This window comes from Bradyrhizobium sp. CCBAU 45384 (assembly GCF_028128665.1).
Classification (GTDB): domain Bacteria; phylum Pseudomonadota; class Alphaproteobacteria; order Rhizobiales; family Xanthobacteraceae; genus Bradyrhizobium; species Bradyrhizobium manausense.
Genome location: NZ_LBIZ01000112.1, coordinates 172,826 through 197,852, shown reverse-complemented (window position 1 = coordinate 197,852; position 25,027 = coordinate 172,826). Strand labels below are relative to the sequence as shown.

Genomic DNA, 25,027 nt, shown 5'->3' with positions numbered 1-25,027 from the left:
CGGAAAAGTGTGCAGCGGTTTTCCGAAAAGATCATGCTCAAACAATAACCTAAAAGCGCGATTGTGATTCATCCTGATCACATCGCGCTTGAGGCCTCAGCGATTGATCGGCGGGTTGCGGCTGAAGAGAAGATAGATCGCGCGGGGATTGGTGGTCAAATAGCGCCAGAACAGACGGCGCGGCTCGAGCCAGGTACGCCAGGCCCATTCAAGCCCGACCCTCTGCATCCATCGCGGCGCGCGGGAGCGGCTGCCCGACAGGAAGTTGAAGAGGCCGCCTGACGTCTTGATGATGCCGACATTGGTCAGCCGTGGCGTGTATTCCTCGACAAAAGCCTGCTCGCTGGGGACGCCGAGCGCCACCCACAGGAAGTCGGGCGCCAGCGCGTTGATCTCGTCGACCTTGGCCCGCAGCGCCTCGCCATGGAGATAGCCATGGCTGTATCCGACGATTTCGAGCCTCGGATACATGTTCTGGACGCGCCTGACGGCCGCGGCGTTCTCCTCCTCGCTGGCGCCGAACATGTAGAAGGTGCGACCGGTCACCTCCGCTTTGCGCGCGACGACATGGAACAGGTCGGTCGTGGCAACGCGCTCCGGCAATGGAAACCAGGACTGCAGCTTCGAGGCCGCCACCAGCGGCTGGCCGTCGGCATTGATCAGATCGGCGGCGCGGAACAGACGTTCGATCTGCGGCTCCGTCGAGCAGCGCGCCAGCACCTCGCCGTTGGCGGAGGTCAGGTACAGCGGCCGGTTGATGCGGTGACGTTGATCGGTCGCAGCGATCATGAAGTCGGCGGTGGCTTCCAGGTCGAGCGCAGCCATGCGCAGGCCACCGACAGTGATCCGGGGCACGTCGGCGGTTGCGGCCCGACCTTCGAGATTGACGCGGCGCTCAAGCATATTGTTTGCCTCGCTGGAGCGTTTGGGTTGCCGGGGTGAGCTCGTCGAGCACGACGCCGACAAGCTTGCGCTGGGCGGCGCCGAGCGCGGTCAGGATCTCTTCCATGCTGTCGTTGATGTCGTGGCTGGTCGGCAGCACCGCCACCAGCGCGTCAGCGCCATCGAGCAGCTTGCGGCCGGCGGCCGAGAGCGGCATCGCGGGGCCGTCGAGAATGACGAGGTCATAACCGCCGGCCGCGCGCGCCTGCGCGATTGCCTTGCGGATCGACTCAGTGGCCTTGCCGGCATCGGTCTCGGTCGCCGGCAGCACCGAGATGCCGTTCACGGTCTTGATCTCGCGCGCGGCCTTGCTGCCGATCGAGAACCAGCCCACCTTGCCGGTTTCGGCCTTGCCTGGGCGTTTGATCCTGTTCGAGAGCGCGTGTGATTGATGGTCGGCATCGATCATCAGCACGCGGCTGCCGTCGCGCGCGGCCGCGAGCGCGAAGTTCAACGTGGTCACGCTGCGCCCCGAGGTCTGGCCGGTCCCGACCAGCGCAATCACGGGCATCGTCTTGGTGCCGGCGCGGCGCGCCATCGCCGCACGCATGTCGCGCAGCGCGTTGAGCAGCGTCGTCAACGGAAATCCGGGCCGGAGTGTCGGCCAGCCGATTCGGGTCAGGTCGACGCCGCTGCCCCTTGCGAGAATGGCGCCGAGCGTGCGGATCACGTCCGCCTCCTGCAGCCGGGCGATCAGCGGCTTCTCGACCAGCGCGAGCGCGGGCGGAGGCGTGGTGGCTTCGACCTCAGGCATCGCGATTTCGGGCGCAGGCTTGCGTTCGCGGCGGCTCGGTTCGGGGGCGGTCGTGCCATTGAACAGATGCTCGGCCGCGACGAACCAGAAGATGGCGGCGAGCGCGCCGAAGCCGAAGCCGATCATCGCGAACAGGGTCATGCCCGGCGGGAACGAGCGGCGTTGCGGTATCGTGGCTTCGCCGATGACGCGCGCCGCCGAGGTGTTCAGGGTTTCCTGTTCCTCGGTCTCGCGCGAGCGCTTGAGAAATGATTGGTAGACATCGCGGCTGGCGTCGGCTTCGCGCTCGAGCTCGCGCAGGCGCACCGCCGCCTGGCTCAGCTGCACGCTCTGTCGCTTCTGCACCTCCAGCGCCCGGTTGAGCGAGGCTTCGTAATCGCGGGCGCGGGTCAGGTCGTTCTTGGCGGACAGTGCGAAGCGATCGATCTCTTCGTTGATGGTGCGCTTGAGATCCTCGACCTGCTTCTCGGTCTGCCGCAGCGCCGGGTGGCGCGGGCCGAGTTCGGCGGTCTGCTCCGCATATTTCTTGCGGGCGTCGGCATATTGCGCGCGCAAATTGGCGATGGTCGGCGATTGCAGCGCTTCGGGGATTGCGCCCGCATCCGCGGCGGTCCGCTTGTTGGCCTCGATCTGGTCCAACCGCGCTTGGGCGTCCATCGTCGCTGCGCGGGCCGCGGACAGGCGCTGGTTGCTGGAGGAGAGTTGCTGATCGGAGATCAGCGAATCCTGGGTGCCGACGAAATTGTTCTGGGCCTTGTAGTTGGCAAGCGCGGTCTCGGCATTGCGCAGCCGCTCGCGCAGCTCCTTCAGCCGGCCCGACAATTCGCTGGTGGCGCGCCGCGCCGCCAGGGCCTGGGAGTTGCGGGATTCCGTGAGGTAGGTGCTGGTCAGGGTGTTGGCCAGCATCGCCGCCTTCGCCGGATCGGTCGACCAGACCTCGATGTCGACGATAAAGCTCTTTTCGGTCTTGCGGATCGTGATGTGCTTGTTCAGCGCGTCGAGCGCGGCGAGCTGCACCTCCTTGGCTTCCGCAGCGGAAGGCGTGCGGAGCTGGAGGCCGACCAGGCCGAGCAAGGAGGCAGCCAGGGTCTTGCCGTCGCTGCCGCCGAATTCCGGATCCTTGTCGAGACCTGCCTGCTGGATCACCTGCAGCAGAACGCTGTTGGAGGTGATGAGGCGCGCCTGGCTCTCCACCAGCATGGACATGCCGGAGACGTCCTGCGCGCGCGGCGTCAGCTCGCGATCGACCAGTTGAAGCTCGCGGGGATCGACATAGAGCTGCGCGGTCGCGGTGTAGCGGGGTGCCAAGCTCTTGCCGACGACGACGGCGAGGCACGCGCCGATCAGTGCCGCGGAGGCAATCGCGATCCTGCGCCGCCACAGCAGGCTGGCGAGCTCCAGCACGTTGAAGCTGGACTCGGATCTCCGCCGCGAGGCTTCCGACGCGGTCGGATTTTTGGCCCGATCGATCGGCTGGTTGTAGTCAAGCATAGTCCCCAGCTTTCATTGCAACGGTCGCGGGCTGAGGGGTTACTCTTCGCTTTACGCCTCGCACCGGGGATATAGGTGCCCAATCAACGCAACAGGGAAAATTAACCATACTCATTGAGGGACTATTCACCGAAATGGCAAACAAAGCGTTTAAGGGCACGCCGCCTCTTGCCGCGTCGTTGGGCCGCCTCGGTGCCGCCAGCCCTCCAGTGATTAACGGTTCGTTACCATGCGTGCCCGGCGGCGCGCACATCGGCAGCACGGCGGCGCCGTCGAAGGCTTCGAGCTTCGGCAGCGTCGCCGTCGCGAGATCGATCGTTGCTGACCTGCCCATTGTTTCCAACCGCGCTTGTTCGACTTAAATTTACAGGAAAAATCTCGCGACCTCGAAGAGCAAATCCGGTGCCGCGGGGCATCACCGATCGCGGTGCTTACAGCTGGGTTAATCAGACCCCGCGTTAACTACGGCATCGTTCATGCCTGCGCCGCTGGCGCGTGATGGACCGCGAATTGCAGTGTGAGGCGCGACGGAATTTGCAGGAAAAAAGCACGCGAAGCGATCAAGCGCATGACAGGACGCCTCACGGACGCGACATCGCCGTCGCGGTGCAATTTGATCACGCGGGCAGGCCGCTCATATTGGGACGCATCTGTCCCGTGCGGCCGTGCCGTCGCGGGACAGTGGAGGCAGGGCTTTCTCAACATATCTCAGGCATTGAGAACGCAATGACGCTGATCCCGACAGATTTGTCCGCCAGCCGGATCTCAGACGCGGTGCGCGATCCCTTCAGGGAGATCGCGACGAGTTCGCGCGTTATCGACCTCTCGGTCGGCATCGTCGTCTGCATTCCCTGTTTCCGCCGACCTGAACATCTGCGGCTGACGCTGGATTCGCTGGTCAACCAGCGCACCCCGCGCTCATTCGCGGTGGTCATGGTTGAGAACGATGCGGCAGCACGCGCGAGCGCGCCGGTGGCTGCGGAATACCTCGTGTCAGGCAAACTCCAGGGCATCTGTCTGGTCGAGAAGCGGCAGGGCAATTGCCGGGCGATCAACGCCGCGTTCGAGACGGCGCAGGCGGTGTTTCCCGCCGCGACCCGCTTCCTGATGATCGACGACGACGAGATCGCTTCGCCCGATTGGCTCGAGCTGATGGTTCGCACGGCGGAGGCGACCGGTGCCGACATTGTCGGCGGACCGGTGCTGCCCGTGTTTGACGATGACAGCCAGCCCTGGCTCGCGCGTCATCCCGCCTTCTGCCCTGCCTACGATTACACCGGTGCTGTGCCGATGATCTATGGCTGCGGCAATTGCCTGATCACGCGCGCTGCGTTCGACCGGCTCGGCAGCCCCGCCTTCGATCTGCAGTTCAATTTTCTCGGCGGCGGCGATTGCGACTTCTTCTATCGCGGCCGCAATGCCGGCATGATCTTCCACTGGACCGCGGAAGCCGTCATCACCGAGACCGTGCCGCAAAGCCGCACTGACTTCGGCTGGATCGCCAGGCGAGGCCTGCGCATCGGGGTCATCAACTATCGTGTGCGATCCAAGGCCGCGCACGGTGCGTCGGCACGGGCGCGCCTGTTTGCGCAGACGCTCGGACGGCTGCCGCTGTCTCTGGTCCGCTCGCTCCGCTTGCTGACGTCATCGAAAGCGGTCGTCGCGATGCATCCCATGATGGTGGCCGTCGGGTCCACGCTCGCGGCATTCGGTTACGATCCGAAGCCCTATCAGGCCTCGAACACCGTCTCCTGACGGGTTGGCGCAGAGACGCTAGATCCCAAGCCAGGAAAGCGCAATCTTGATCGCGGACCGCGGCATCGCCTTGAGCGATCGCTGCCCGACCATGCCGAGATAGGCAAGCGCCTCGCGATATCGCCCGAAGCGGACCGCCTGCGTCGCGGCATAGGTGACGAGATGGATCTCGGCCGCCTGCCGCAGCCGCGCAGCCGCGCCCGATGGCAGCTTGCTCAGGATGAGCTCGTCACCGAACACGCGCGCCACCGCCGGGAAGAAATCCTGCGGCGTCCGCGCTGCCGCATTCATCGTATTGGCCGTGTGCAGCCGATAATCGAGCAGAAGCTTGGGCGCATAGGCGAATTCGCCCGTTGCGGCGAGCCGGCACCAGCAGTGCCAGTCCTCGCAATAGCGCAGTGAAACGTCGAAGCCGCCGCTGGTGCGGAAGGCATCTGCGCGAATCAGCATGATGCCGCCGTTGACGATGAAATTGCCGCCGGCGAGCCGTTCCAGCACATTGCCCGAGGGCTTGAGCCGTCCCTTCAAGAGATCGCGGCGGCCGATCGTTCGCCCGGCGCTGTCGATGGTGTTGTAGTCGCCATAGACCAGAACCGCCTGCGGCGCGGTCCTGGCCGTCGCCAGCAATGTCTTGACCGCGTCGGGCCGCAGGCGATCATCCGCATCGAGGAAGAGCAGCCAGTCCCCGCGCGCGTTGCGGGCACCGAGGTTGCGTGCGGCCGACACGCCGCTGGCGTCGTTCCGCATCAGGCGCAGCCGCGGCTCGCGGATGGCGCGGACGATTGCGTCGGTGCCGTCGGTGGAGCCGTCGTCGACGACGATGATCTCGCCGACGCCGCCCTGCATGAGCGCGCTCTCGATGGCTTCGCCGATATAGGCTGCGGCATTCTTCGCCGGGATGACAACCGACACGGCAGGCGACGTCGCGCGCGCGTCCGCCGCCACCGAGGCTGTGGTCGCTGCATCGAGCATGGCATCGGCGAGAGGCAAGCGGGGGCTCGTCGTGTTTAAGGATCTGTTAACCAGGCGGCCTGCAGCCGCGGTCCTGGCGTGCGCAGATGATACCCAGATAAGAACCAGATCGGTGTTGCGAACGCGGTCCAAATCATCGGTTTCGTAGATTAGCGTTAAACCCGGGGCGTTAAGTCTGTCGCTGATTTCGACAGGTGCGACAGCCGGTCTCGTGCGAAACTACCGGCCTTGATGCCGCGGATGGATGAAAGTGCCCGCAAAGACGTTCGACTACGACCCCGACGACATGATCCTCAACCTGTTCTACGAGGACAAGGACGATCGCTGGTTTCCCGGCGACCGCCATCTGCGTCGCATGGCGCGCAGGATGCTGTTTGGCGAGCCGCGCATGAGCGGGCAGCTGCGCGTGTTCCTCAATCTCTGCGCCGGGCTCGACCGGCTCGGCATCCGCTATCGCGTCAACGACTACGGCTACATCGCGCAACATCAGGAAGAAGTCGCCTGCATCATCGGTCGCGCCTTCCTGCTCGACAAGTTTGCGTGGAAGAACCCGATCCTGCTTGGCGTTTGTGCCTATAACCATCCGTTCGACGATCCTGACCTGTTCAGGCGGCTTCCAGTCAGGAAATTCCTGGTGCCCGGTCCGTGGTATGCCGAGATGTACCGGCCGCATTGGCCTGAGACGGAAGCCTGGCCCGTCGGCATCGACACGGATCACTGGGCGCCGTCGCGCCCGCGCGACAAGACCGTCGACGTCCTGATCTACGACAAGCTCAGCCTGGATCGCGACCGGCACGTGCCGGAGCTGCTCGAGCCGGTTCGCGCAAGGCTGACGAGGGAAGGCCGCTCCTTCACCGAGCTGCGTTACGGCAGCTACAAGGAGGAGGACTACCGGTCCGCGCTGGCACGCTCGCGCGCGATGATCTTCCTGTGCCAGAACGAGAGCCAGGGCATTGCCTATCAGCAGGCGCTGTCCTGCGGCGTGCCGGTGTTTGCCTGGGATCCCGGCGGTCCGTGGCGGGATCCCGACTATTACCCGCACCGCGTCCAGTTCGCGCCCGTCTCGTCGGTGCCCTATTGGGATGATCGCTGCGGGCTCAAGTTCACCGACCACGCCGGCTTCGAGGAGCGCTGGACCGATTTCTGGGCGGGCTGCACCGCGGGAAAATTCGATCCGCGCGGCTACATCGTGGACAATCTGACGCTGGAGCAGCGCGCGCTGCAATATTACGAAATCGCGCGCAGCGTCGCGCGGCAGAGCCGGGTCCCTGCCGCCTCGGGCGGGCTGGTTGACGGATGGTTAACGGGGATGGGCTAGACCCGGCGTAGCCCGGTGTAGACCCTTGGAGTCCCCCATCGTCCCGGCAGGCCTTGAGGCATGGATCGCAGCGCCGCAGACATGACCGACGTCGAGGCCCGCTCGCTGGGCGAGGCGCTGCGCGATGCGCTGGCGAAGTTCGACGTCGCGAGCACGGCGCGTTGTCTTGTTGCCGTTGCAAGCCTGCTGCTGGTCCTGATCACGCTCGATCCGTTCGCCGACCTGCGCAACCCCGACGTCGCCGCCATCGTCAGCGGACGATTGGCGACGACCTACGTCTCGTTCGGATTGCTGGCCGCGATCGCGGTGCTGCTCACCTTCACGACCGACGCGCCCTCGCTCAGAAGCCTGATCACGCCGCTGCATCTCTGCCTGATCGGCTGGATGATGATCAATCTGGCATTCTCCGAGAGCCGCGAGATCTCGATCCAGCGCTTCGTGCTCGCGGCCAGCGCAACCACGCTGGCTATCCTGCTGCCGTTGCTGCCGCCGACGCAGCGAAGCTTCGATCTGTGCCTCGGCGGCGCCGCCCTGGTGCTGCTGGTGACATGCTATCTCGGCATCATCCTTGCCCCGCAATATTCGATCCACACCGCGCTCGACATCACCGAGCCGCAGCTTGCCGGCGACTGGCGCGGCAGCTTCGGCCACAAGAACATCGCCTCGCCGGTGATGTCGATCCTGGTCTATACAGGCATTTACCTGACGGCCGTGGGCTCCTTCGTAATGGGGCCGGCGATCGCGCTGCTTTCCGGCATCTTCCTGATCTTCACCGGCGGCAAGACGTCCTCGGTGCTGTGTCTTGCGGTCTATGCGCTGGCATCGGTGGTCTATGCCATCAGAAGCCCGTGGCTGAAGCGGATCATCTGCTTCGCGCCGCTGATCGTGATGAACCTGCTGACGGTCGGCAGCGTCATGAGCCCGGTGCTCGGCGGCATCACGCGGGCGCTTCCGGTCGACCCCACCTTCACCGGCCGTTCCGAGATCTGGGAGTTTGCGCTCGGGGCCGTTGCGGAAAAGCCGATCACCGGTCATGGCTATGCGGCGTTCTGGGACGGCGCGGCGGAAGGGAAGACCATCCAGGGCTCGGAATGGGCGGTGACCGCGGCGCACAGCCACAACAGCTATCTCGACCTTGCCGTCACCATCGGCCTGCCGGGCCTCTTGCTCGTTATCCTCATCTTCGTGCTCGCGCCGCTGCGCAATTTGCAGGAGGTCCAGGCCCACAATCGCAGCCATGCGCTGGGCAGGCTGTTCCTGACCATCTGGCTGTTCGGCCTCTACTTCGGAACGACCGAGACCTTCCTGGTCGAGCGGCAGAATCCGGTCTGGTTCATGTTCGCGCTCGCGGTCGCGGGGCTGCACTTTCTGGCCAGGTTCCAATGCGTCGCGCAAGGTGAACCCGATCGCAGACAATCTGTCGCAGCCGTGCGTCCGGATATCGCCGCGGCTGAAAACCTGCGCGCGGGCTGACGGTAACCGCTTAACGATAAGCAGCAACGTAACTTGTAGTCAGCGGCAAAACATCATCTATCTGGACGTGTTCATTAACTGTATGCCCCGCAAATGGCGTTTCTCAGCGTCGAGCAGCTAGACGGTCGGGCCTCAAGCGCGTCGGGAATCTCGGTCGAGTTCCTGCGCGACTGGCAACAGGCGGCATTGCGCCTGAACGGTGGGCATCGCACCGCGTTTCAACATGGTTACTGGCTGGGTGCCTGGTACGAGGCGTTTGAAGGCGTCGCGCCGCTGATCGCTGTCATCACCGACGCGGCGACGGCCAAGGACATCGCTGTCGTGCCGATGTTCAGCCACTTTAGGCGCGGCATCCGTATCGTCGAGTTTGCCGATCTCGGCGTCTCCGACAATAACGCTCCGATCGTTGCGGGGGATGCGAATTTCGATGCGGCCGGCGCCGAGGCGATCAGTGCGGCGCTGGTCGATGGCTTGCGCGCCTTGCCTGATCGTTTCGACCTGCTTCGCTTCAAGAAGATGCCGTCCTATGTCGGTGCCAAGCCGAACCCGCTGGTGTCGCTCGGCCGCTCCGGCTCCTGCTCGCTGAACGCCAATCTCGTGCTGACCGGCGATGACTATGCGGACTATCAGGCCTCGATCAAGCGCATGCAGATGCCGCGCTGCTGGCGCGTGTTCAACCGCCATGCCGGCGCCCGCTTCGAGATCGCGACCGACGTCGTACGCGCGCACCAGCTTCTGGACGTGATCGACATCCAGCAGCAGGAGCGCATGCAGCAGATCGGCTTGCGGTTCGTCCTCAACGACGCGGCCCATTCCCGCTTCTACCGCGATGTCGCCCGTCGGGGCGTTGCGGAAGGCTATGCGGTCATTTCGGCGCTCGTCTGCGACGAGGGCATCGTCGCGACCGCGTTCGGCGTCAGATACGGCGCGACCTTCTATTTGCTGCGAATCGGCAATGCCGGCAAGCGATGGGCGAATTGCTCGCCGGGGCTGCTCGTGACCGAGCGCACCATGGCCGCCCTGCATGCGCAGGGCGTGCGGCGCTTCGATCTCAGCATCGGCAATCACGACTACAAGCGCCGCTTCGGCGCCGAGCCGTTGCCATTGACCGATGTCACCGTCGCGCTGTCCTGGCGCGGGCTGCCTTTTGTTCTGCGCGACCATGCCGCGCAGGGACTGCGCCGTCATCCAAGGCTTGCGGCCTTGGCCGCGCGGGCCATGGGCAAGGCGCGCTGAACCGTCGCCGGTTGCAGCGGTCGCTCGAATATCGCATGAATTGTGCTATCGTGACCGCCTCATTCAGGAGGCGACATGCACGATCGTTCGGACAAATATCGCGCGTTCTTTGCGCAATTGATCTGCGCCGCGGCCAGGGCCACGGACCCTCGCCTCGAGCAGGCCTTTCGCAAGGTGAGGCGCGAACCCTTCGCCGGGCCCGGGCCGTGGTCGATCACGCTGGGCGGCCATCCCTATGTCGTGACGCCCGACGACGATCCCGCCTTCCTGTATCAGAACACGCTGCTGGCGCTGGATCCGGCGCGGGGCATCAACATCGGCATGCCCGGCGCGCACGCGCATTGGCTCAGCGGCTGCGGTGTCAAGGAAGGAGAGACGGTGCTGCAGATCGGCGCGGGCACGGGCTATTACACCGCGATCCTCGCCGAGCTCGCCGGGCCTGGCGGTTGCGTCTATGCCTATGAGGTCGACGAACGGCTCGCAGCGCTTGCGCGCGAGAACCTGAAGGACATCGCCAATGTCGAGCTGCGCGCGCGCTCGGGCGTTGCCTCCGATCTGCCCGATGTCGACGTGATCTACGTCTGTGCGGGCGCGGCGCAGCCGGCGCCGGAATGGCTGGGGGCGCTGCGGCCCGGCGGCCGGCTGGTGTTTCCGCTGGCGCCCGCGGGCGTGCTCGGCGGCATGTTGATGATCACTCGCCCGCAGCAGGGCACGGCCTGGCCCGCGAAATTCCTGAGCCGCGCCCAGTTCATCGGCTGCGCCGGGCTTCAGGATGCGGAGGCGGGCCGGCGACTGGCCGAAGCGTTCGCAAAAGGCTGGGAGGGGGTGCAGTCGCTGCGGCGAGGCGAGGCGCCCGACGAGACCTGCTGGTTCGCCGGCGACGGCTGGTGGCTTTCGACGGCATCCGCATCTGCGCCTGATGTCAGCATCCCGCCGCACGCGGACATCACGCGGGCGTGACGGATTACGAGCCGGTGCACTCGGCGCAGTGAAACCGGCCGCGCGAGGCGCGAAACAGGCTGCGGCAATACCAGCGGCGCGCCAGCGCCTGGGCCGGCCTGCGGATCATCTGTGCAATCAAGAGAAGTTCGAAAGCCATCGCTATGGCAAAGTCCTGTCCGGAAGTCGTCTCGTTGTCGCTCATAGAGATGGGGCGGCATTCCCGTGAGAGAATGCCGCCCGCGTCGCATCTGCCATGCAGCAGATTGAAGCCCTGGCCTAACCGTGCAGCTTCTTCGCGGTCTCCGCGATCTGGCGGCCCTGATAGCGCGCGCCGGCGAGCTCGTTGGCGCTGGGCTGGCGGCTGCCGTCGCCGCCGGTTATCGTGGTGGCGCCATAGGGCGCGCCGCCGGTGACCTCGTCGAGCTTCATCTGGCCGGCAAAGCCGTAGTTCATGCCGACGATCACCATGCCGAAATGCAGGAGGTTGGTGATGATCGAGAACAGCGTCGTCTCCTGGCCGCCATGCTGGGTCGCGCTTGCGGTGAAGGCGCCACCGACCTTGCCGTGCAGCGCGCCCTTGGCCCAGAGCCCGCCGGCCTGGTCGAGGAAGTTCGCCATCTGCGAGGCCATGCGGCCGAAGCGGGTGCCGGTGCCGACGATGATCGCATCGTAATTGGCGAGGTCTTCGATCTTGGCGATGGGGGCGGCCTGATCGACCTTGTAATACGAGGCTTTCGCGACTTCGGCCGGCACCAGCTCAGGCACGCGCTTGATGTCGACGGTGGCGCCGGCTTCGCGCGCGCCTTCCGCGACGGCATTCGCCATCGCTTCGATATGGCCATAGGCGGAATAATAGAGGACGAGAACTTTGGTCATGGTGGTCTCCGTTGGGTGACGAGTTTGATTGGTTGTTGAGGTCGTCATGCCCGGGCTTGTCCCGGGCATCCACGTTCTTGGTGACTCGCTGATGCGCGTCGATGGCCGGGACAAGCCCGGCCATGACGGAGAGAGCGGTTTACGCCGCGTCGACGAGCACGAGCTCGGAATCTTCGAGCGCCGTGATGGTCAGCTTGCTCTCGTCGCGGATCGCGGCCCCGTCGCGCGCATTGACGCGCACGCCGTTGACCTCGATCGCGCCGGCCGCGGGCACCAGATACAGGTGGCGCGCCTTGTGGGGCTCGTACTCCGCGCTCTCGCCGGCCTTCAGCGTGGTGGCGAGCACCCGCGCATCGGCGCGGATCGGCAGCGCGTCGGTGTCACCGTCAAGGCCGCTCGCGATGGTGACAAGCCTGCCGGAGCGATCCGCCTTCGGAAACGGTTTTGAGCCCCAGGTCGGCTGACCGCCGCGCGCCACAGGCTCGATCCAGATCTGGAAGATCCGGGTCCTGGTCGGCTCGAGATTGTACTCGGAATGGCGGATGCCGCTGCCGGCACTCATCACCTGCACGTCGCCCGCTTCCGTGCGGCCCTCGTTGCCGAGGCTGTCCTGATGGGTGATCGCGCCTTCGCGCACATAGGTGATGATCTCCATGTTGGCGTGGGGATGGGCGGGAAAGCCGGTGTTCGGCGCGATCTCGTCATCGTTCCACACCCGCAACGCGCCATGACCCATGTTGTTCGGATCGTAGTGACTGGCGAAGGAGAAATGATGCTTGGCTTTCAGCCAGCCGTGATCGGCGCCGCCGAGCTTATCGAAAGGTCTGAGTTCGATCATTTGCGTCATCCCCTGGGTTGGAGCAGTCCTCAATTCCTGATGGACCTTGGATAAGCCGTCGCCTGTGGTATAGAAATAGAAACTGTCGAAACACATTGTTTCCCAGGCTAACCCTGACGGACCCAGCCATGGCAAAACTCCCCGATTTCGAGGCGCTCGCGATTTTTGCAAAAGTCGTGGAGCTACGGTCGTTTGCGGGGGCCGCCAGCGAGCTCACAATGTCCAAGGCGACAGTGTCCAAGGCTGTCACCCGCCTGGAGGAGCGGTTAGGGGCCCGCTTGTTCAACCGCACCTCGCGGCGTCTCGCGCTGACCGATGCCGGCCATAAGCTCGCCGACCGCGCCACGCGCCTGCTTGCCGACGGCGAGGCAGCCGAGAACGAGGCCTTGGCGCAATCGGTGGCGCCGCGCGGGCTGGTGCGGCTGGCGGTGCCCATGACGTTCGGCATCAAGGCGGTGGCGCCGCTCTTGCCGGAGTTCTTCGAGACCTATCCGGAGGTCTCGGTCGATCTTCACTTGAGCGATGCGACCGTCGATCTGATCGGCGAAGGTTTCGACATCGCGGTGCGGATCGCGCGCCTGCCGGATTCCTCGCTGATCGCGCGCCGGCTGTTCACCATGCCGCGCTTCACCGTGGCCGCGCCGTCCTATCTCAGGAAGCACGGCCGTCCCACGCATCCGATGCATCTCGCCGAGCACAAATGCTTCGCTTACGCCTATCTCTCGACACCGAACCTCTGGCACTACACCAACGCCGCCGGCGAGCAGGCCAGCGTCCGTCCCGGCGGCCAGCTTCGCGTCAACAACGGTGAAGCCGTGATGCCCTCGCTCATCGCCGGCCTCGGCATCGCCGAGCTGCCCGAGTTCATCGTCGGCGACGCCATTTCGTCCGGCGCCGTCGAGGTCATCCTGAAAGACTGGAAGCAGGCCGAAGGCGCCGTGCACCTCGTCACTCCGCCCGGCGGCCCGCGCCCCGCGCGGGTCGAAGCGCTCGCTGATTTCCTGGCGGCGAAGCTGCCCGGCACCTGCAAGCGGAAGCCGCAGAAGCGTGCGAAGGCGGGATAGCCACTATGGAGGGCGTTAGTCTATCCTGCAAACAGCTATCGTAGGGCGGGCAAAGCGCAGCGTGCCCACGTCTTTGCCTCGGGGGATCGCCAGTGTCTCGATATCGGCGCGCACAGGGCAGCACGTTCTTCTTCACCGTCGTGCTCGCTGATCGCTCAACTACTCTCCTCGTGGACCATGTTGATCGCCTGAGACGAATTTATCAGACTGTCCAGCAGCGCCGCCCGTTCGAGACGGTCGCTATTTGTGTCCTTCCCGATCATCTCCATGCCATTTGGTCGCTTCCGGACCATGACGTCGACTTTTCATCGCGTTGGAATCTGATCAAAGGCGGCTTTTCGCGAGGTATGGAGGCCGGCTCGCCTTCAATGAGCAAATTGAAAAAACGCGAGAAGGGCATCTGGCAGCGCCGCTATTGGGAGCACGCGATCCGTGATGAAGAGGATTTGGAGAGACACGTCGATTACATTCACTTCAATCCCGTGAAGCACGGCCTCGTCACCCGGGTGCGCGATTGGTCTCTCAGCAGCTTCCATCGCTACGTGGAGCAGGGCACGCTTCCCGTGGATTGGGGCGGGGACATGCGTGATATTTCCGGGCAATTCGGCGAGTGAGCGTGGGCACGGCGCGCCAAGAGCGCGACTTTGCCCACCCTACGGCATCTCGTTACTATCGTAGGGTGGGCAAAGCGAAGCGTGCCCACGTCTTTGCCCGAGCGGATTGCAGGTGTCTCGATATCAGCGCGCACAGGGCGGATGTTCTTCCCTCTGTTCGCAGGGACATGTGCAATTCGGCGAGTGAGCGTGGGCACGGCGCGCGAAGAGCGCGCCTTTGCCCACCCTACGAGATCTCACTACGACACCTTCACGCCATCGATCGCGACGATGCGCAGGCTCGGCTTGATCGTGTTCTCCAACTGCGTCTTCAATTCATGCACGCGCGGGTCGGTCGAGCGCGCGGCGCACACCGCGTATTGGTGCACCGATTGCGTCAGGGCGCGGCGGGCTTCCGGCGTTCGCGTTATCTCGGGCTTTGAAAGCCGCAGGACGATCGCCGCCAGGTTCACCAGCATCTCGTCCAGGGCGAGGTCAATGGTCGCAAGTTTTCCCACGGCACGTTCCCTCCTCACACTCCCTGCTGGGGCAACGGAGGGGGGAGGGATGCGTTCCGGACGAGGCCGAACATGGCTAACACTTCGTAAACGACTTGTTCTTGCGGCCTGTGACGCTAGGCTGGGAGCGAAACAAGAAAACAACGGGAGGGGGCTGCCATGAATCGACGCATGGATCGACGTGACGTCTTGCGCGCCGTTGCCGCATTGCCAATGTTGCGGGCCGCGTTACCGGCGCCGGCCTTCGCGCAAACCTACCCCGTTCGCAACATCACCATGATCGTGCCATTCCCCGCCGGCGGCCAGGCCGATCTCGCCGCGCGTCCCGTCGCGCAGGCGCTGGAGCGGATCCTCGGCAAGTCCGTCATCGTCGACAACCGTGCCGGCGGCGCCGGCGGATCGGTCGGCAATGCCGCGGCCGCGCGCGCCGAGCCCGATGGCTACACCCTGCTGATGACATTGTCCTCGCTCGCGGTGTTGCCCGAGGCCGACCGGCTGTTCGACCGCCCCGTTGCCTACGAAATGTCGCAGTTCATGCCGATCGCGCGCGTGCTGGCCGATCCGACGCTGCTTGCGGTGCCGACTTCGGCGCCATGGAAGACGGCGCAGGAATTCGTCGCGGACGCGAAGAAACGCCCCGGCCAGATCACTTATGGTTCGTCCGGTCCCTATGGCACGCTGCATGTGGCGATGGAGATGTTCGCAAACAGCGCCGACATCAAATTGCTGCATGTGCCGTTCCGCGGCGCAGGGCCGGCGCTGACTGCGCTGCTCAGTGGTACCGTGCAGGCGATCGCGGCGGCGCCGGGCACGCTGAAGCCGCAGGTCGACGACGGCAAGCTGCGCGTGCTCGGCAATTGCGGTGCGCATCGCATCGCGAGCTTCCCCGACGTGCCGACCTTTCAGGAGTTGGGTTACAAGGATGTCGAGATGTACATCTGGGCCGGGCTGTTCGCACAGAGCGCGCTCCCCGCACCGGTCGCGAGCCGCTTGCGCGAAGCGATGGCGCAGGTGATGACGAGCCCGGACGTGCTCAAAACGTTCGACGCCTCGGGCAGCCTCGTCGCGTATCAGGATGCGCCCGAGTTCGCCAAGTTCGTCGCAACCGACAGCGCACGGCTGATCGCGGCGGTGAAGAAGATTGGCAGGGTGGAATAGGTTCCAGCCCCTTCCTCACATTTTGTTGTTGGTCCAGAACCTGTCCGCGCCTCATTGATTGAAAACAAATCGAGCGAGTTTGGAAGGGATTGGAACCATGCGAGAAGAGCGGATTGCGCTGGGTGTGGCGCTAGCGATTGGCATCGTCGCACAGGGCGCAGCCTCCGCTGAAGAATATCGTGGAACCCTGGAGCAGCAGATGGCCTGCACGCCCGACGTCTGGCGGCTGTGCAGCGACCAGATTCCGGATGTGAGCCGCATCACCGCTTGCCTGCGACAGAACACGCCGCAACTTTCCAGCGGCTGCCGCGCTGTGTTCCAGTCCAACAATCAGATGCCGCCGCAACAGCAAGTCCCGCGCAATCGGGCAGCGCCGCCGCCGCGCTATGACAATGCGCCGCCCCCTCAGCAGGTGCAGCCACGGCCCTATGACAATGATTAGCGCTGCCTAGCTTCTGTCCCGTTCCGGTCGACGTCCGAGCACCGTCCGCAAGGCGGCGCCGAGCAGGATGATCGCGACGGGCCAATGGAACCAGATCTTATGCGCGCCGGTGAACAGATTGATCGTGATCAGGAAGGCCGAGACGGTTAGCGCCACGGCGACCGGCCGCGGCAGCCTTCCCAGCCAATCCGAAACGGCATTCGTGGACGATGATGGCTCGCGCCTGTCGTCGATCCCCGGAGCGCGCGCGCTCTGTGATGGAGTCCGGTTTTCCTGCAAGGGGAGGCCGGCTTGCCCGGCGGCCTGGCCGCCCAGGGTCAGCCGATAGCTGGTCAGGGGCGCGATGTTCTTCATCGGGCGCTGGCCTAGACAGTCGAAGCCAACGGATAATTTGTTGTGCACCTGGTCGTAGACGGAGCTCGAGATCACGACCCCGCCGGGGTCAGCGAGCTCCTGCAGCCGCGATGCGATATTGACCCCGTCACCATAGATGTTGGTGCCATCCACCATCACGTCGCCGAGATTGATGCCGATGCGAAACCGCATCGAGCTCGCTTGCGGCGCGACCGATTCCTGATCGGATATTTCCTGCTGAATCTCGATCGCGCTTTGCACGGCCTCGACCACGCTGGCGAACTCGGCGATCACGGCATCGCCCCAGGTATTCACGATGCGGCCGTCATGGCGCTCGACCAGTCGGGCGATGGCCGCGCGGGAGCGGCGCAGCGCCTCCAGCGTTCCGGCCTCGTCCGCTTCCATGAGTCGGGAATAGCCGTACACGTCAGCGCACAGCACGGTGGTCAGTCGTCGTTTCACCTTGTCGTCGGGCATGGTCCCCACATTAGAGCATGATCCGGAAAACCGTGCAGCGGTTTTCCGAGCTGACCGGCAAATGCATCAGGCATTGCATCTTGCGCCATCACGGTTCACAGACCGGCCGTCCCGTCCCGAAACCGTCATGTCAGTGCAACGAATTGCCCTCTGCCAGGTTGATTGCGGTCGCAAGCTGTGGATCGGAGGAATGTCATGTCCGAGACCAAATCCAAGACCAAATTCAAGACCAAATTCAAGACCGGAATTCCTGCCGCATCTTTCGTGATTGGCGCGCTGTTGCTCGGCGCACCTGCAATGGCAGCTCCAGTCACGCCTTTGTCCGGAGCCGCCAGGCCGATGGTGCAGGAGAGCGACCTGGTGCAGGCGCGTTTCGGCTGGCACTGGGGCCATTGGCATCGTGCAGGCTATCGCTGCCGGCCCTATTGCGGCTGGGGTGGCTAGATGTGAGATCCGCGCGGCGCGTTACGGCCTGACCTCGCAGACATCGACCCATTCAGCGGCGGTCAGCTCGGCCATCCGTTCCGGCGTGATGCGGACGGCGCTGTGGGTCGAGCCCGCGGCCGGCACCACCAATTCGTATGCCTTCAACGAGATGTCACAATAGACCGGCAGCGGTGATTTCAGCCCGAACGGGCAGACGCCGCCGACCTCGTGGCCGGTGATGTCGGCGACCTCTTCCAGCCCCAGCATCTTCGGCTTGCCGCCGAACTGCGCCTTCACCTTCCTGTTGTCCATGCGCGAGGTGCCGGCGGCGACGATCAGGATCACACGCTCGCCGATGCGCAAGGACAGCGTCTTGGCGATCATGCCGGGCTCGACGCCATAGGCTTCGGCGGCCAGCGCCACCGTCGCCGAGCTGATCGGGGATTCCATGACAGAGATATCGGGGGCTTTCTCGGCGAAGAAGGCGCGAACGGATTGAAGGCTCATTCCAATGGGCTCATCGAGGACTTACGGGCGGGCGGCAATGTCCGGGTCATCCCTTGATGATCCCGGGCAGGTCCGACAGCGAACGCATCAGATAGTCAGGCGCAAAGCCGAGCTCGTCCATCTGGGTGCGGATCGCCTTGAACATTGTCAGCGGTGCCACGAGTTCGGTCTCGACGCAAGCCAGTGCCATGGCCTCCGGCGTTATCAGCTCGATCCAGGCGACGTTCAGCCCGAATGACTTGGCGCCGGCGACGTCCCAGGGATTGGAGGAGACGAACAGCACCTCGGAAGGCCCGGTGCCGAGCACCTCGCCGATCAACTCATAGGCCTCCGGGCTCGGCTTGAAGATCTTCCTCGCGTCGACACTGATGGTGGCATCGAGCAGGCGGTCGAGCCCGGAATTGCGAACCAGGGCGTTCAGCATGTCCGGGCTGCCGTTGGAGAGGATGGCAAGCTTTCGCGGCTTCAAGGCGGTGAGTGCGCTGGTCGCGTCCGGATAGAGATCGAGATGCAGATATTTCTCGATGACGCGCTCAAAGGCCTCGTTGTCATAAGCGAGCCCAAGCATGCGGAGCGTATAAGCCAGCGAGTCGCGTGTCACGGCGGCAAAATCCCGATAGCGCCGCATCAGTGAGCGCAGCCAGGTGTATTCGAGCTGCTTGATCCGCCAGACCTGCGTGATGATCTCGCCATAGCCGGGAAAGGCCTCTTCGGTGATGTCAGCGACCGACTGGATGTCGTAGAGCGTCCCGTAGGCGTCGAACACGACGGCTTTGATGCTCATGGGCTGTCCTTTCGGGCGGTGTGGTCACAACAATCCCGCTTGGGAGAGTGCGTGTATCGTCAGCTTACCAAAGGACAGCGGAGCTTGGCCACTGCAAGGGGATTGCGATCCAGCCATCCCATGAGATTCGTACGCACTAGAAGATGAATAGGCCCGCGCGCATATCGTCAGCACCTGGGCTCCCTTTCGGAACTTTGCCGGTGCCTCTTCGTTCCCGTTAGCGGGCACGAACGTAGGCTGGCGCGATGAAATGGATGTTGGTCGTCTTGGTCGGCGGCATCTCACCCGTCAACACCGATCTGGTGTTCGACAAGTTCAGTGATTGCCTTTCCGCTGAGGAGCAGATGCGGCAGCACTATGCTGACGCGTTCGATGCCTGGGATCGCACGGCTGCGGCAAGGATCGACCGCCGCAGCGACTACAAGAAAGCCCGCGATATCGAGGCCAAACGGCTGCTCAGCAATGTAGGGACGTGCGTCCCGCACGGCGGCGGCGATTCGTTGCCGGTCACAGCAGCACCGCAACAGCAACCTTCTGCTCCGGCGTCGCAGCAGCCTGCCGCGACACCCTCGCCGCAGCCAACGCCGCGACCTTAGCGGCACCGATGGCGTCGCACGCCGTGACGTTTCGCTCGCTAAAGGAGACGCGGTTTGAGGCGTCTCCTTTCTGTCGATTCGGGTGATTTCGAAAGACGCAGCTGCGTCACTTCGACAGAATTGGGCTGCAATCGCGACTCCCCAGGGGGTGCCCATGTCCGTCACATCGAAGCCGACAATCGTCTTTTGTCACGGTATCTGGGCTGACGGCTCGTGCTTCAGCAAGGTCATTCCTGCGTTGCAGGCCGATGGCCACGAGGTCATCGCCGTCCAATATGGTCTGGACTCCTATGAAGAAGACCTTGCGACGGTGAAGCGCACGCTCAACCGCGTCGGCAGCCCGGTCCTGCTCGTCGGTCATTCCTATGGCGGAGCCACTATCACCGGCGCCGGCACTGATCCCCGCGTGGTTGGCCTCGTCTATATCGCAGCGGTGGCCCCCGATGCGGGCGAAACCGTGCAAGACCAGCTCAACAAATATCCGTCGGACATCTTCTCGCGCGTCGAGGTCGCGGACGGACGTGCCTGGATGCTGCCGAACGGCACCGAGTTCTTTGCCGGAGACCTTTCCGAGGCCGAGCAGAAGCTGGTATGGGCCACGCATTATGCGCCCGTCGCCGATCTGTTCCAGCAGCAGAAGCTGAGCGCAGAGAAGGTCGCGTGGAGGTCAAAGCCAAGCTGGTACATCCTCGCGACGCAGGACCACACCGTGCATCCCGACCTGCAACGCTGGGTCTCCAAGCGCATGGGCGCGACGGTCACCGAGGTGGCAAGCAGCCACGTGCCGATGCTCTCCCAGCCCGACGTCGTGATCGACGTCATCCGCAAGGCGGCAGCTGCCGTTCAAGAAGGCTGATCGAAGCGCGTGTACTTGCCGAGCGTCCTTGGCATGGGCGAGTCCGTAGGATGGGTTGAGCCCTTGCGAAACCCATCGCCTGACGAACGGAGCCTCCAGCAGTTGTTGGACCTATTCAGAGTGAGGAGGCACGTCCTTCTCATGTTGTGACGCTGCTTCGATCGGAGGCTGCCATGGCTCGCGCCGGATGATCCAACCTTCGTCGATCGGAGCAATGCCGCTGGGGACGCTGTCCAGGGTGCCGATGTATATCTCGACTTGCCGTTCGTTCCGGCTGAACAGGCGAGATCCGCAATTCGGACAAAAGCTTCGTCCCCGATACGTCTATACCTTGCCGCTATATTCAAATTGCGCCGGTCGCCAATCGGCGTAGGCAAGAAAAGCCGAGCCCGTCACCTTGCGGCAATCGGCGCAATGACAGAGCCCGCTCTTGAAGGGATCGCCTCTCACGGAATAGCGGACGTCTCCGCACAGGCATCCGCCTGCCCTGATGATCTCGGTAGCCATGAACACTCCGCTCGGGCAAACCGTGCTACGGAGCTAACGTGCCGCGGCCCATTTTGTTGCCGGCGGCGTTCAATCGGCGATCGGCCTCGATGCTGAACGAGCGAGCGCAGGCAAGCGGAAAAGGTGGAGCAAGCCCGCCTTGGCCTCTAGAACTCTACGACGACCTTGCCGAAATGCGAGCCGCTCCGCAGGCGAGCATAGGCTTCTGGGACTTCCGCGAAACCAAAGACGCGATCCACGATCGGGTGGATCGCATGGCCGGTCAGGAAGCTGTTCATCGCCACCAAATGTTCGGCCGATCCAACGGTGACACCAATGATGTCGGCGTTCTCCCATTGCAGGCGGGCGAGGTCTGGTTTCGGGCCGAACCCGGTCAAGACGCCAATCTGGATGATCTTGCCGCCCGACGCGACGGAGCGAAGCGACCGGTCATAGGTACCGGGGCCGCCAAGTTCGAGAATGTGACTAGCACCTTCGCCATCAGTGGCTTTCATCACAGCGGCGTCCCAGTCGGGCGTGTCGCGGTAGTTGATGAGGATCGAGCCGCCCAGCATCCTGGCGCGGGCGAGTTTCTCGTCCGAGGACGAGATCACGATTGCGCGTGCGCCGAGCGCCGTCGCGAATTGAAGGCCGAACAGTGCAACCCCACCAGTTCCCTGGACAAGCAGCGTGTCGCCTTTGCGCATCCCGCCGCGTGTGATCAGGCCGTGCCAGACCGTAACGCCGGCACAGGGCAATGTCGCCGCCTCGACCGAGGACAGATGCGGCGGCACGGCGACGAGCGCGGTCGCAGGCAGCACGACATATTCTGCGAGCATTCCGTCCGTCGAGGTGCCACCGAGGGACGACGAAACGTAGCTGGACTTGAATGGCCCCGAGACCCAATCGCGAAAGAATGACGCAGCAACGCGATCGCCGACCTGCCATTGCACGACGTTAGAACCAATTGCGTCAACGATGCCCGCACCGTCGGAGAGCGGCACGCGGCCGTTGAGCCCGGTTTGTCCTGCACGGTCGAGGGTGATCAGGTCTCGGTAGTTGAGACTGGCCGCTTCGACGCGGATGCGAACCTCTCCGTCGGCGGGTTCAGGTTTGCCGAGATCGACGCGTACGAGGCGGCCAGCACCTGCATGGCCATTCAAATGGTAGGCTTTCATCGTTGCACCCTTCACAAGTGGCATGACTTGGATGGGCACAGTCTGTAGGGTCTGACAGCACTGTCAGGGTCAAGAGGTTTTCAAATGAAAATTGGCGAACTCTCACGGCGGACTGGGGTCAGTGTGCGGATGTTGCGATATTACGAGGCCGAAGGGCTGCTAGCGCCGCAGCGGACCGGCTCCGGTTATCGCGATTATGGTCCGGCGGAAGAGGAGACGGTGCGGCGGATCAAGATGCTTGGCGCAGCCGGGATGACGCTTGAGACGATCCAGCAGCTGCTTCCATGTGTGCGCAACAACGACCCGGCCTTCACGCCGTGCAACGAGCTGCGAAGAATACTCGCTCAGCAGGTCGGCCTGATTGACGAACGAATCGAGACGCTCAGCCAAAGCCGGACAATTCTGGCCGGCTATCTGGCGAGCGTGAACTGATCACGCTGACACGCCGACGTCCGCTCTCGGGCAATGGGCGGACGTCGTGAGGTCGCGCCTTAGATCCCCAAAATCTTGCGCGCGTTGGCCTTCAGCACCTTCGGCCTGATGTCGTCGCGGATGTCGATCTTGGCGAAGTCGGACAGCCAGCGGTCCGGCGTGATCACAGGCCAGTCCGAGCCGAACAGCATCTTGTCCTGCAGGATCGAGTTGATGTAGCGCACCAGGATCGGCGGGAAATACTTCGGCGACCAGCCGGAGAGGTCGATATAGACGTTCGGCTTGTGGGTCGCGACCGAGAGCGCCTCTTCCTGCCAGGGGAAGGAGGGGTGGGCGAGGATGATCTTGAGGTCGGGGAAATCAGCCGCGACGTCGTCCATGTACATCGGGTTGGAATATTTCAGCCGCATGCCCATGCCGCCCGGCATGCCCGAGCCGACGCCGGTCTGGCCGGTGTGAAACAGCGCGATCGCGCCGCCATTGTTGATCTCTTCATAGAGCGGATAGGCCATGCGGTCGTTGGCGTAGAAGCCCTGCATGGTCGGATGGAATTTGAAGCCGCGCACGCCGTATTCCTCGATCAGCTTGCGCGCCTCACGCACCCCTAACTTGCCCTTGTGCGGGTCGATCGAGACGAACGGGATCAGGACGTCGAGATGGTCGGAGGCGATCTCCAGCATCTCCTCGTTCTTGTAGCGGCGAAAGCCGGTCTCGCGCTCGGCATCGACGGGGAAGATCACCGCGGCGATGTTCTTGGAGCGGTAATAGGCCGCGGTCTCCGGCACGGTCGGCGGATGCTTGTGCGGCGACTTGAAATACTCCGCCATCTGGGCCTGGAAATCGTCATAGCCGTCGTCGGGATGGGTGCCGCAGGGCTCCTCGGCATGGGTGTGGATGTCGATGGCGATGACCTTGTCGATATCAGGCAGCTTCAGCTTGGGCATTTGTGTCCTCCCGACGGGTTGCCAAATTGATTATAGAATATAACGAATTTGGCAAGGCGTCGCCGGCGGGAAATCGCCGGCCCGCGAAGATCTTTGCAGGGTCTCGCCGCGGCTGGATAGAATCGGGCCGATCCGGCCGCTTCTACTGTGCATGGGGTTGTTTTCGCGATTTGGTCGTTGGGAACCGGCCAGTTAACATTGACATGACCTCCCGCCATGCCTTAAGAACCGCCCCGTCCCGGGCGGCCGGTCCGCCAGCGGGAAAGATCTCATTTTGCCACATTCGCGCGTGCCGAAACGGTAGTGCCGAACACGGCCTTTCGAACGTCCAGGATTCTGCCATGAAGGTCCGTAACTCGCTGAAGTCGCTGCGCGGTCGCCATCGCGCCAACCGCCTGGTCCGCCGCAAGGGCCGGGTCTATGTGATCAACAAGGTGCAGCGCCGCTTCAAGGCTCGCCAAGGCTGATCAGCAAAGGCTGATTGCCCGGCGGTCGCCCCGCGCGCCCCCGCAAGACCACGGTCTCACGCGAGTTTGACGCCGCCTTTGCTTTGCAAGGGCGGCTGTGCGCGTTTACACTTTCACCATGACCGTGAGATTCCCTTTCGCGCGCACGCTGTGGCTGGCCCTGGTTCTCGGCACTGCCGGCCTCGCGCCGGCGCTGGCGCAGAATGATGCGGCCCCGCCGGCGAAGCAGCAGAAGAAGCTGCCCGAGGCGCCGGCCAAGCTGCCCAAGGCCGACCGCACCAAGAATCTCGATTTCCTGTTCGGCGCGCTCAAGGCCGCGCCTGATGAGGTCAGCGCCAAGCATGTCGAGGCGCGGATCTGGGCGATCTGGCTGCAGACCCCCAGCGACACCGCCGCGCTTTTGATGGCGCGGGCCAAGGCGGCGGTCGATGCGCAGAAGATCGACGTCGCGATCAAGCTGCTCGATTCCGTCGTCAAGCTCCGGCCCGACTACATCGAAGCCTGGAATCGTCGCGCCACGCTCTATTACATGCAGAACGACTATGCCCGCTCGCTCGCCGACATCCGCGAGGTGCTGACCCGCGAGCCCCGCCATTTCGGTGCGCTCGCAGGCCTCGGCATGATCATGCAGGACGTCGGTGACGAGAAACGCGCGCTCGAGGCCTATCGCAAGGCGCTCGCCGTCAATCCGCACCTGGAGAAGATCCCTGAACAGGTAAAGGCCTTGACCGAGAAGGTCGAAGGCCGCGACATCTAGCCGATATTTCGATCATCTTTCGAGCGGTTGCGGCGCGTGGAGATTAACCACGATCGCAAGCGCAGTGTCGCAAGGACTATTGCCGGCGGTGCCGCAGGTTTACCTGCATGGCAGGGAGCACAGCCATGAAGCGCTTGATCTTTGCTTGTAGCTTGCTGTTGGCGTCGGGAACGATCAGCCTCGCCAACGGGCTGTTCTGGGTGGTCGGCAATCGCGCCACCGGCAAATGCAACATCGTGACCAGCAATCCGGTCATCTACGGCGACATCTGGTTCGGCGACGGTCCCTACAAATCCAAGGACGACGCCAAGCTCGCGCGCTCGACCATCCGCGCCTGTCCCGTGCTCACGCCAGACGAGCAAAAGGCCGAGGACGGCGCCGGCTAGCCTGG

Annotated in this window: 29 protein-coding genes; 16 read left to right on the top strand and 13 right to left on the bottom strand. The window is 63.9% G+C overall.

The genetic code is table 11. The features are described 5' to 3' along the window. Window positions 1–96: 96 nt before the first annotated feature. Window positions 97–903: a WecB/TagA/CpsF family glycosyltransferase gene (locus XH80_RS24425; protein WP_271600746.1), complete on the bottom strand. Its 807-nt coding sequence runs from the start codon at window positions 901–903 to the stop codon at window positions 97–99. Continuing rightward, window positions 896–3,187, bottom strand: a complete 2,292-nt coding sequence (locus XH80_RS24420) for a GumC family protein (RefSeq protein WP_271600745.1) — start codon at window positions 3,185–3,187, stop codon at window positions 896–898. Before XH80_RS24420 ends, XH80_RS24425 begins: the two co-directional genes overlap by 8 nt. A gap of 726 nt (window positions 3,188–3,913) precedes the next feature. On the opposite strand from XH80_RS24420, the gene XH80_RS24415 reads away from it, so the two are divergent. Further along, window positions 3,914–4,942: a glycosyltransferase family 2 protein gene (locus XH80_RS24415; protein ID WP_271600744.1), complete on the top strand. Its 1,029-nt coding sequence runs from the start codon at window positions 3,914–3,916 to the stop codon at window positions 4,940–4,942. An 18-nt stretch (window positions 4,943–4,960) separates the two neighbouring features. Here XH80_RS24415 and XH80_RS24410 read toward each other — a convergent pair whose 3' ends face one another. Continuing rightward, the gene (locus XH80_RS24410; protein ID WP_271600802.1) at window positions 4,961–5,914 is read right to left on the bottom strand and encodes a glycosyltransferase; all 954 of its coding nucleotides are present in this window, start codon (window positions 5,912–5,914) and stop codon (window positions 4,961–4,963) included. A 250-nt stretch (window positions 5,915–6,164) separates the two neighbouring features. Between XH80_RS24410 and XH80_RS24405 the strand changes: the two genes are divergently transcribed. From XH80_RS24405 to XH80_RS24390, 4 genes are all read left to right on the top strand, one after another. Next, window positions 6,165–7,232 (top strand): glycosyltransferase, encoded by a 1,068-nt coding sequence (locus tag XH80_RS24405; protein ID WP_271600743.1) that lies wholly within the window; start codon window positions 6,165–6,167, stop codon window positions 7,230–7,232. Window positions 7,233–7,292: 60 nt separating this feature from the next. Further along, window positions 7,293–8,705: an O-antigen ligase family protein gene (locus tag XH80_RS24400; RefSeq protein ID WP_271600742.1), complete on the top strand. Its 1,413-nt coding sequence runs from the start codon at window positions 7,293–7,295 to the stop codon at window positions 8,703–8,705. A 93-nt stretch (window positions 8,706–8,798) separates the two neighbouring features. After that, window positions 8,799–9,941 (top strand): GNAT family N-acetyltransferase, encoded by a 1,143-nt coding sequence (locus XH80_RS24395; RefSeq protein ID WP_271600741.1) that lies wholly within the window; start codon window positions 8,799–8,801, stop codon window positions 9,939–9,941. Window positions 9,942–10,016: 75 nt separating this feature from the next. After that, window positions 10,017–10,901: a protein-L-isoaspartate O-methyltransferase family protein gene (locus XH80_RS24390; RefSeq protein ID WP_271600740.1), complete on the top strand. Its 885-nt coding sequence runs from the start codon at window positions 10,017–10,019 to the stop codon at window positions 10,899–10,901. A 4-nt stretch (window positions 10,902–10,905) separates the two neighbouring features. Here the strand turns inward: XH80_RS24390 and XH80_RS24385 are convergent, their stop codons facing one another. From XH80_RS24385 to XH80_RS24375, 3 genes are all read right to left on the bottom strand, one after another. After that, complete coding sequence (locus XH80_RS24385; protein ID WP_271600739.1) at window positions 10,906–11,040, bottom strand: hypothetical protein; 135 nt, start codon at window positions 11,038–11,040, stop codon at window positions 10,906–10,908. 119 nt (window positions 11,041–11,159) lie between these two features. Further along, window positions 11,160–11,759, bottom strand: a complete 600-nt coding sequence (gene wrbA, locus XH80_RS24380) for an NAD(P)H:quinone oxidoreductase (protein WP_271600738.1) — start codon at window positions 11,757–11,759, stop codon at window positions 11,160–11,162. Between the two features lie 139 nt (window positions 11,760–11,898). Then, window positions 11,899–12,597 carry a pirin family protein gene (locus XH80_RS24375; RefSeq protein WP_271600737.1) on the bottom strand — a complete coding sequence of 233 codons (699 nt, stop codon included), beginning with the start codon at window positions 12,595–12,597 and terminating at the stop codon, window positions 11,899–11,901. A 128-nt stretch (window positions 12,598–12,725) separates the two neighbouring features. Between XH80_RS24375 and XH80_RS24370 the strand changes: the two genes are divergently transcribed. Then, window positions 12,726–13,661, top strand: a complete 936-nt coding sequence (locus XH80_RS24370) for a LysR family transcriptional regulator (RefSeq protein WP_271600736.1) — start codon at window positions 12,726–12,728, stop codon at window positions 13,659–13,661. 92 nt (window positions 13,662–13,753) lie between these two features. After that, entirely contained in the window at window positions 13,754–14,275 is a 522-nt protein-coding gene (locus XH80_RS24365; protein ID WP_057741892.1) for an REP-associated tyrosine transposase, read from the top strand. 239 nt (window positions 14,276–14,514) lie between these two features. Here the strand turns inward: XH80_RS24365 and XH80_RS24360 are convergent, their stop codons facing one another. Then, the gene (locus XH80_RS24360; RefSeq protein WP_057741890.1) at window positions 14,515–14,772 is read right to left on the bottom strand and encodes a hypothetical protein; all 258 of its coding nucleotides are present in this window, start codon (window positions 14,770–14,772) and stop codon (window positions 14,515–14,517) included. Between the two features lie 171 nt (window positions 14,773–14,943). On the opposite strand from XH80_RS24360, the gene XH80_RS24355 reads away from it, so the two are divergent. Further along, the gene (locus XH80_RS24355) at window positions 14,944–15,930 is read left to right on the top strand and encodes a Bug family tripartite tricarboxylate transporter substrate binding protein (protein ID WP_271600801.1); all 987 of its coding nucleotides are present in this window, start codon (window positions 14,944–14,946) and stop codon (window positions 15,928–15,930) included. Between the two features lie 97 nt (window positions 15,931–16,027). Next, a complete protein-coding gene (locus XH80_RS24350) occupies window positions 16,028–16,372 on the top strand; it encodes a hypothetical protein (protein ID WP_271600735.1) in 345 nt (114 codons plus the stop codon). Window positions 16,373–16,378: 6 nt separating this feature from the next. Here XH80_RS24350 and XH80_RS24345 read toward each other — a convergent pair whose 3' ends face one another. Then, the gene (locus XH80_RS24345) at window positions 16,379–17,203 is read right to left on the bottom strand and encodes an adenylate/guanylate cyclase domain-containing protein (RefSeq protein WP_271600734.1); all 825 of its coding nucleotides are present in this window, start codon (window positions 17,201–17,203) and stop codon (window positions 16,379–16,381) included. A gap of 195 nt (window positions 17,204–17,398) precedes the next feature. On the opposite strand from XH80_RS24345, the gene XH80_RS24340 reads away from it, so the two are divergent. Next, window positions 17,399–17,647, top strand: coding sequence for a hypothetical protein (locus tag XH80_RS24340; protein WP_271600733.1), 249 nt, complete (start codon window positions 17,399–17,401; stop codon window positions 17,645–17,647). Between the two features lie 21 nt (window positions 17,648–17,668). Here XH80_RS24340 and XH80_RS24335 read toward each other — a convergent pair whose 3' ends face one another. Next, complete coding sequence (locus tag XH80_RS24335; RefSeq protein WP_271600732.1) at window positions 17,669–18,136, bottom strand: YbaK/EbsC family protein; 468 nt, start codon at window positions 18,134–18,136, stop codon at window positions 17,669–17,671. Window positions 18,137–18,182: 46 nt separating this feature from the next. After that, window positions 18,183–18,920 (bottom strand): haloacid dehalogenase type II, encoded by a 738-nt coding sequence (locus XH80_RS24330; protein ID WP_271600731.1) that lies wholly within the window; start codon window positions 18,918–18,920, stop codon window positions 18,183–18,185. Between the two features lie 266 nt (window positions 18,921–19,186). On the opposite strand from XH80_RS24330, the gene XH80_RS24325 reads away from it, so the two are divergent. After that, window positions 19,187–19,516 (top strand): hypothetical protein, encoded by a 330-nt coding sequence (locus XH80_RS24325; protein ID WP_271600730.1) that lies wholly within the window; start codon window positions 19,187–19,189, stop codon window positions 19,514–19,516. Between the two features lie 154 nt (window positions 19,517–19,670). Then, window positions 19,671–20,372: an alpha/beta fold hydrolase gene (locus XH80_RS24320; RefSeq protein ID WP_271600729.1), complete on the top strand. Its 702-nt coding sequence runs from the start codon at window positions 19,671–19,673 to the stop codon at window positions 20,370–20,372. A gap of 324 nt (window positions 20,373–20,696) precedes the next feature. Here the strand turns inward: XH80_RS24320 and XH80_RS43765 are convergent, their stop codons facing one another. Next, window positions 20,697–20,879, bottom strand: coding sequence for a GFA family protein (locus tag XH80_RS43765; RefSeq protein WP_333968843.1), 183 nt, complete (start codon window positions 20,877–20,879; stop codon window positions 20,697–20,699). A 146-nt stretch (window positions 20,880–21,025) separates the two neighbouring features. Beyond that, window positions 21,026–22,036 carry a zinc-dependent alcohol dehydrogenase family protein gene (locus XH80_RS24310; RefSeq protein WP_271600728.1) on the bottom strand — a complete coding sequence of 337 codons (1,011 nt, stop codon included), beginning with the start codon at window positions 22,034–22,036 and terminating at the stop codon, window positions 21,026–21,028. A gap of 84 nt (window positions 22,037–22,120) precedes the next feature. Here XH80_RS24310 and XH80_RS24305 point away from each other — a divergent pair, with 84 nt between their 5' ends. Then, a complete protein-coding gene (locus XH80_RS24305; RefSeq protein WP_271600727.1) occupies window positions 22,121–22,468 on the top strand; it encodes a MerR family transcriptional regulator in 348 nt (115 codons plus the stop codon). Between the two features lie 59 nt (window positions 22,469–22,527). Here XH80_RS24305 and XH80_RS24300 read toward each other — a convergent pair whose 3' ends face one another. Beyond that, window positions 22,528–23,412 carry an amidohydrolase family protein gene (locus XH80_RS24300; RefSeq protein ID WP_220002449.1) on the bottom strand — a complete coding sequence of 295 codons (885 nt, stop codon included), beginning with the start codon at window positions 23,410–23,412 and terminating at the stop codon, window positions 22,528–22,530. Window positions 23,413–23,753: 341 nt separating this feature from the next. Between XH80_RS24300 and ykgO the strand changes: the two genes are divergently transcribed. From ykgO to XH80_RS24285, 3 genes are all read left to right on the top strand, one after another. Then, window positions 23,754–23,879 carry a type B 50S ribosomal protein L36 gene (ykgO, locus tag XH80_RS24295; RefSeq protein ID WP_006611362.1) on the top strand — a complete coding sequence of 42 codons (126 nt, stop codon included), beginning with the start codon at window positions 23,754–23,756 and terminating at the stop codon, window positions 23,877–23,879. A 118-nt stretch (window positions 23,880–23,997) separates the two neighbouring features. Further along, window positions 23,998–24,636: a tetratricopeptide repeat protein gene (locus XH80_RS24290; protein WP_271600726.1), complete on the top strand. Its 639-nt coding sequence runs from the start codon at window positions 23,998–24,000 to the stop codon at window positions 24,634–24,636. A gap of 125 nt (window positions 24,637–24,761) precedes the next feature. Next, window positions 24,762–25,022, top strand: coding sequence for a hypothetical protein (locus XH80_RS24285; RefSeq protein ID WP_220002451.1), 261 nt, complete (start codon window positions 24,762–24,764; stop codon window positions 25,020–25,022). Window positions 25,023–25,027 lie beyond the last annotated feature (5 nt).

Excerpts from the sequence above, each read along its gene's own strand:
- XH80_RS24305 (WP_271600727.1), top strand. The coding sequence starts at position 22,121 with ATGAAAATTGGCGAACTCTCACGGCGGACTGGGGTCAGTGTGCGGATG.
- ykgO (WP_006611362.1), top strand. The coding sequence starts at position 23,754 with ATGAAGGTCCGTAACTCGCTGAAGTCGCTGCGCGGTCGCCATCGCGCC.
- XH80_RS24350 (WP_271600735.1), top strand. The coding sequence starts at position 16,028 with ATGCGAGAAGAGCGGATTGCGCTGGGTGTGGCGCTAGCGATTGGCATC.
- XH80_RS24335 (WP_271600732.1), bottom strand. The coding sequence starts at position 18,136 with ATGAGCCTTCAATCCGTTCGCGCCTTCTTCGCCGAGAAAGCCCCCGAT.
- XH80_RS24330 (WP_271600731.1), bottom strand. The coding sequence starts at position 18,920 with ATGAGCATCAAAGCCGTCGTGTTCGACGCCTACGGGACGCTCTACGAC.
- XH80_RS24425 (WP_271600746.1), bottom strand. The coding sequence starts at position 903 with ATGCTTGAGCGCCGCGTCAATCTCGAAGGTCGGGCCGCAACCGCCGAC.
- XH80_RS24345 (WP_271600734.1), bottom strand. The coding sequence starts at position 17,203 with ATGCCCGACGACAAGGTGAAACGACGACTGACCACCGTGCTGTGCGCT.
- XH80_RS24285 (WP_220002451.1), top strand. The coding sequence starts at position 24,762 with ATGAAGCGCTTGATCTTTGCTTGTAGCTTGCTGTTGGCGTCGGGAACG.
- XH80_RS24420 (WP_271600745.1), bottom strand. The coding sequence starts at position 3,187 with ATGCTTGACTACAACCAGCCGATCGATCGGGCCAAAAATCCGACCGCG.
- XH80_RS24390 (WP_271600740.1), top strand. The coding sequence starts at position 10,017 with ATGCACGATCGTTCGGACAAATATCGCGCGTTCTTTGCGCAATTGATC.
- XH80_RS24395 (WP_271600741.1), top strand. The coding sequence starts at position 8,799 with ATGGCGTTTCTCAGCGTCGAGCAGCTAGACGGTCGGGCCTCAAGCGCG.
- XH80_RS24410 (WP_271600802.1), bottom strand. The coding sequence starts at position 5,914 with ATGCTCGATGCAGCGACCACAGCCTCGGTGGCGGCGGACGCGCGCGCG.
- wrbA (WP_271600738.1), bottom strand. The coding sequence starts at position 11,759 with ATGACCAAAGTTCTCGTCCTCTATTATTCCGCCTATGGCCATATCGAA.
- XH80_RS43765 (WP_333968843.1), bottom strand. The coding sequence starts at position 20,879 with ATGGCTACCGAGATCATCAGGGCAGGCGGATGCCTGTGCGGAGACGTC.
- XH80_RS24415 (WP_271600744.1), top strand. The coding sequence starts at position 3,914 with ATGACGCTGATCCCGACAGATTTGTCCGCCAGCCGGATCTCAGACGCG.
- XH80_RS24340 (WP_271600733.1), top strand. The coding sequence starts at position 17,399 with ATGTCCGAGACCAAATCCAAGACCAAATTCAAGACCAAATTCAAGACC.
- XH80_RS24370 (WP_271600736.1), top strand. The coding sequence starts at position 12,726 with ATGGCAAAACTCCCCGATTTCGAGGCGCTCGCGATTTTTGCAAAAGTC.
- XH80_RS24385 (WP_271600739.1), bottom strand. The coding sequence starts at position 11,040 with ATGGCTTTCGAACTTCTCTTGATTGCACAGATGATCCGCAGGCCGGCC.
- XH80_RS24290 (WP_271600726.1), top strand. The coding sequence starts at position 23,998 with ATGACCGTGAGATTCCCTTTCGCGCGCACGCTGTGGCTGGCCCTGGTT.
- XH80_RS24355 (WP_271600801.1), top strand. The coding sequence starts at position 14,944 with ATGGATCGACGTGACGTCTTGCGCGCCGTTGCCGCATTGCCAATGTTG.
- XH80_RS24300 (WP_220002449.1), bottom strand. The coding sequence starts at position 23,412 with ATGCCCAAGCTGAAGCTGCCTGATATCGACAAGGTCATCGCCATCGAC.
- XH80_RS24320 (WP_271600729.1), top strand. The coding sequence starts at position 19,671 with ATGTCCGTCACATCGAAGCCGACAATCGTCTTTTGTCACGGTATCTGG.
- XH80_RS24310 (WP_271600728.1), bottom strand. The coding sequence starts at position 22,036 with ATGAAAGCCTACCATTTGAATGGCCATGCAGGTGCTGGCCGCCTCGTA.
- XH80_RS24400 (WP_271600742.1), top strand. The coding sequence starts at position 7,293 with ATGGATCGCAGCGCCGCAGACATGACCGACGTCGAGGCCCGCTCGCTG.
- XH80_RS24375 (WP_271600737.1), bottom strand. The coding sequence starts at position 12,597 with ATGATCGAACTCAGACCTTTCGATAAGCTCGGCGGCGCCGATCACGGC.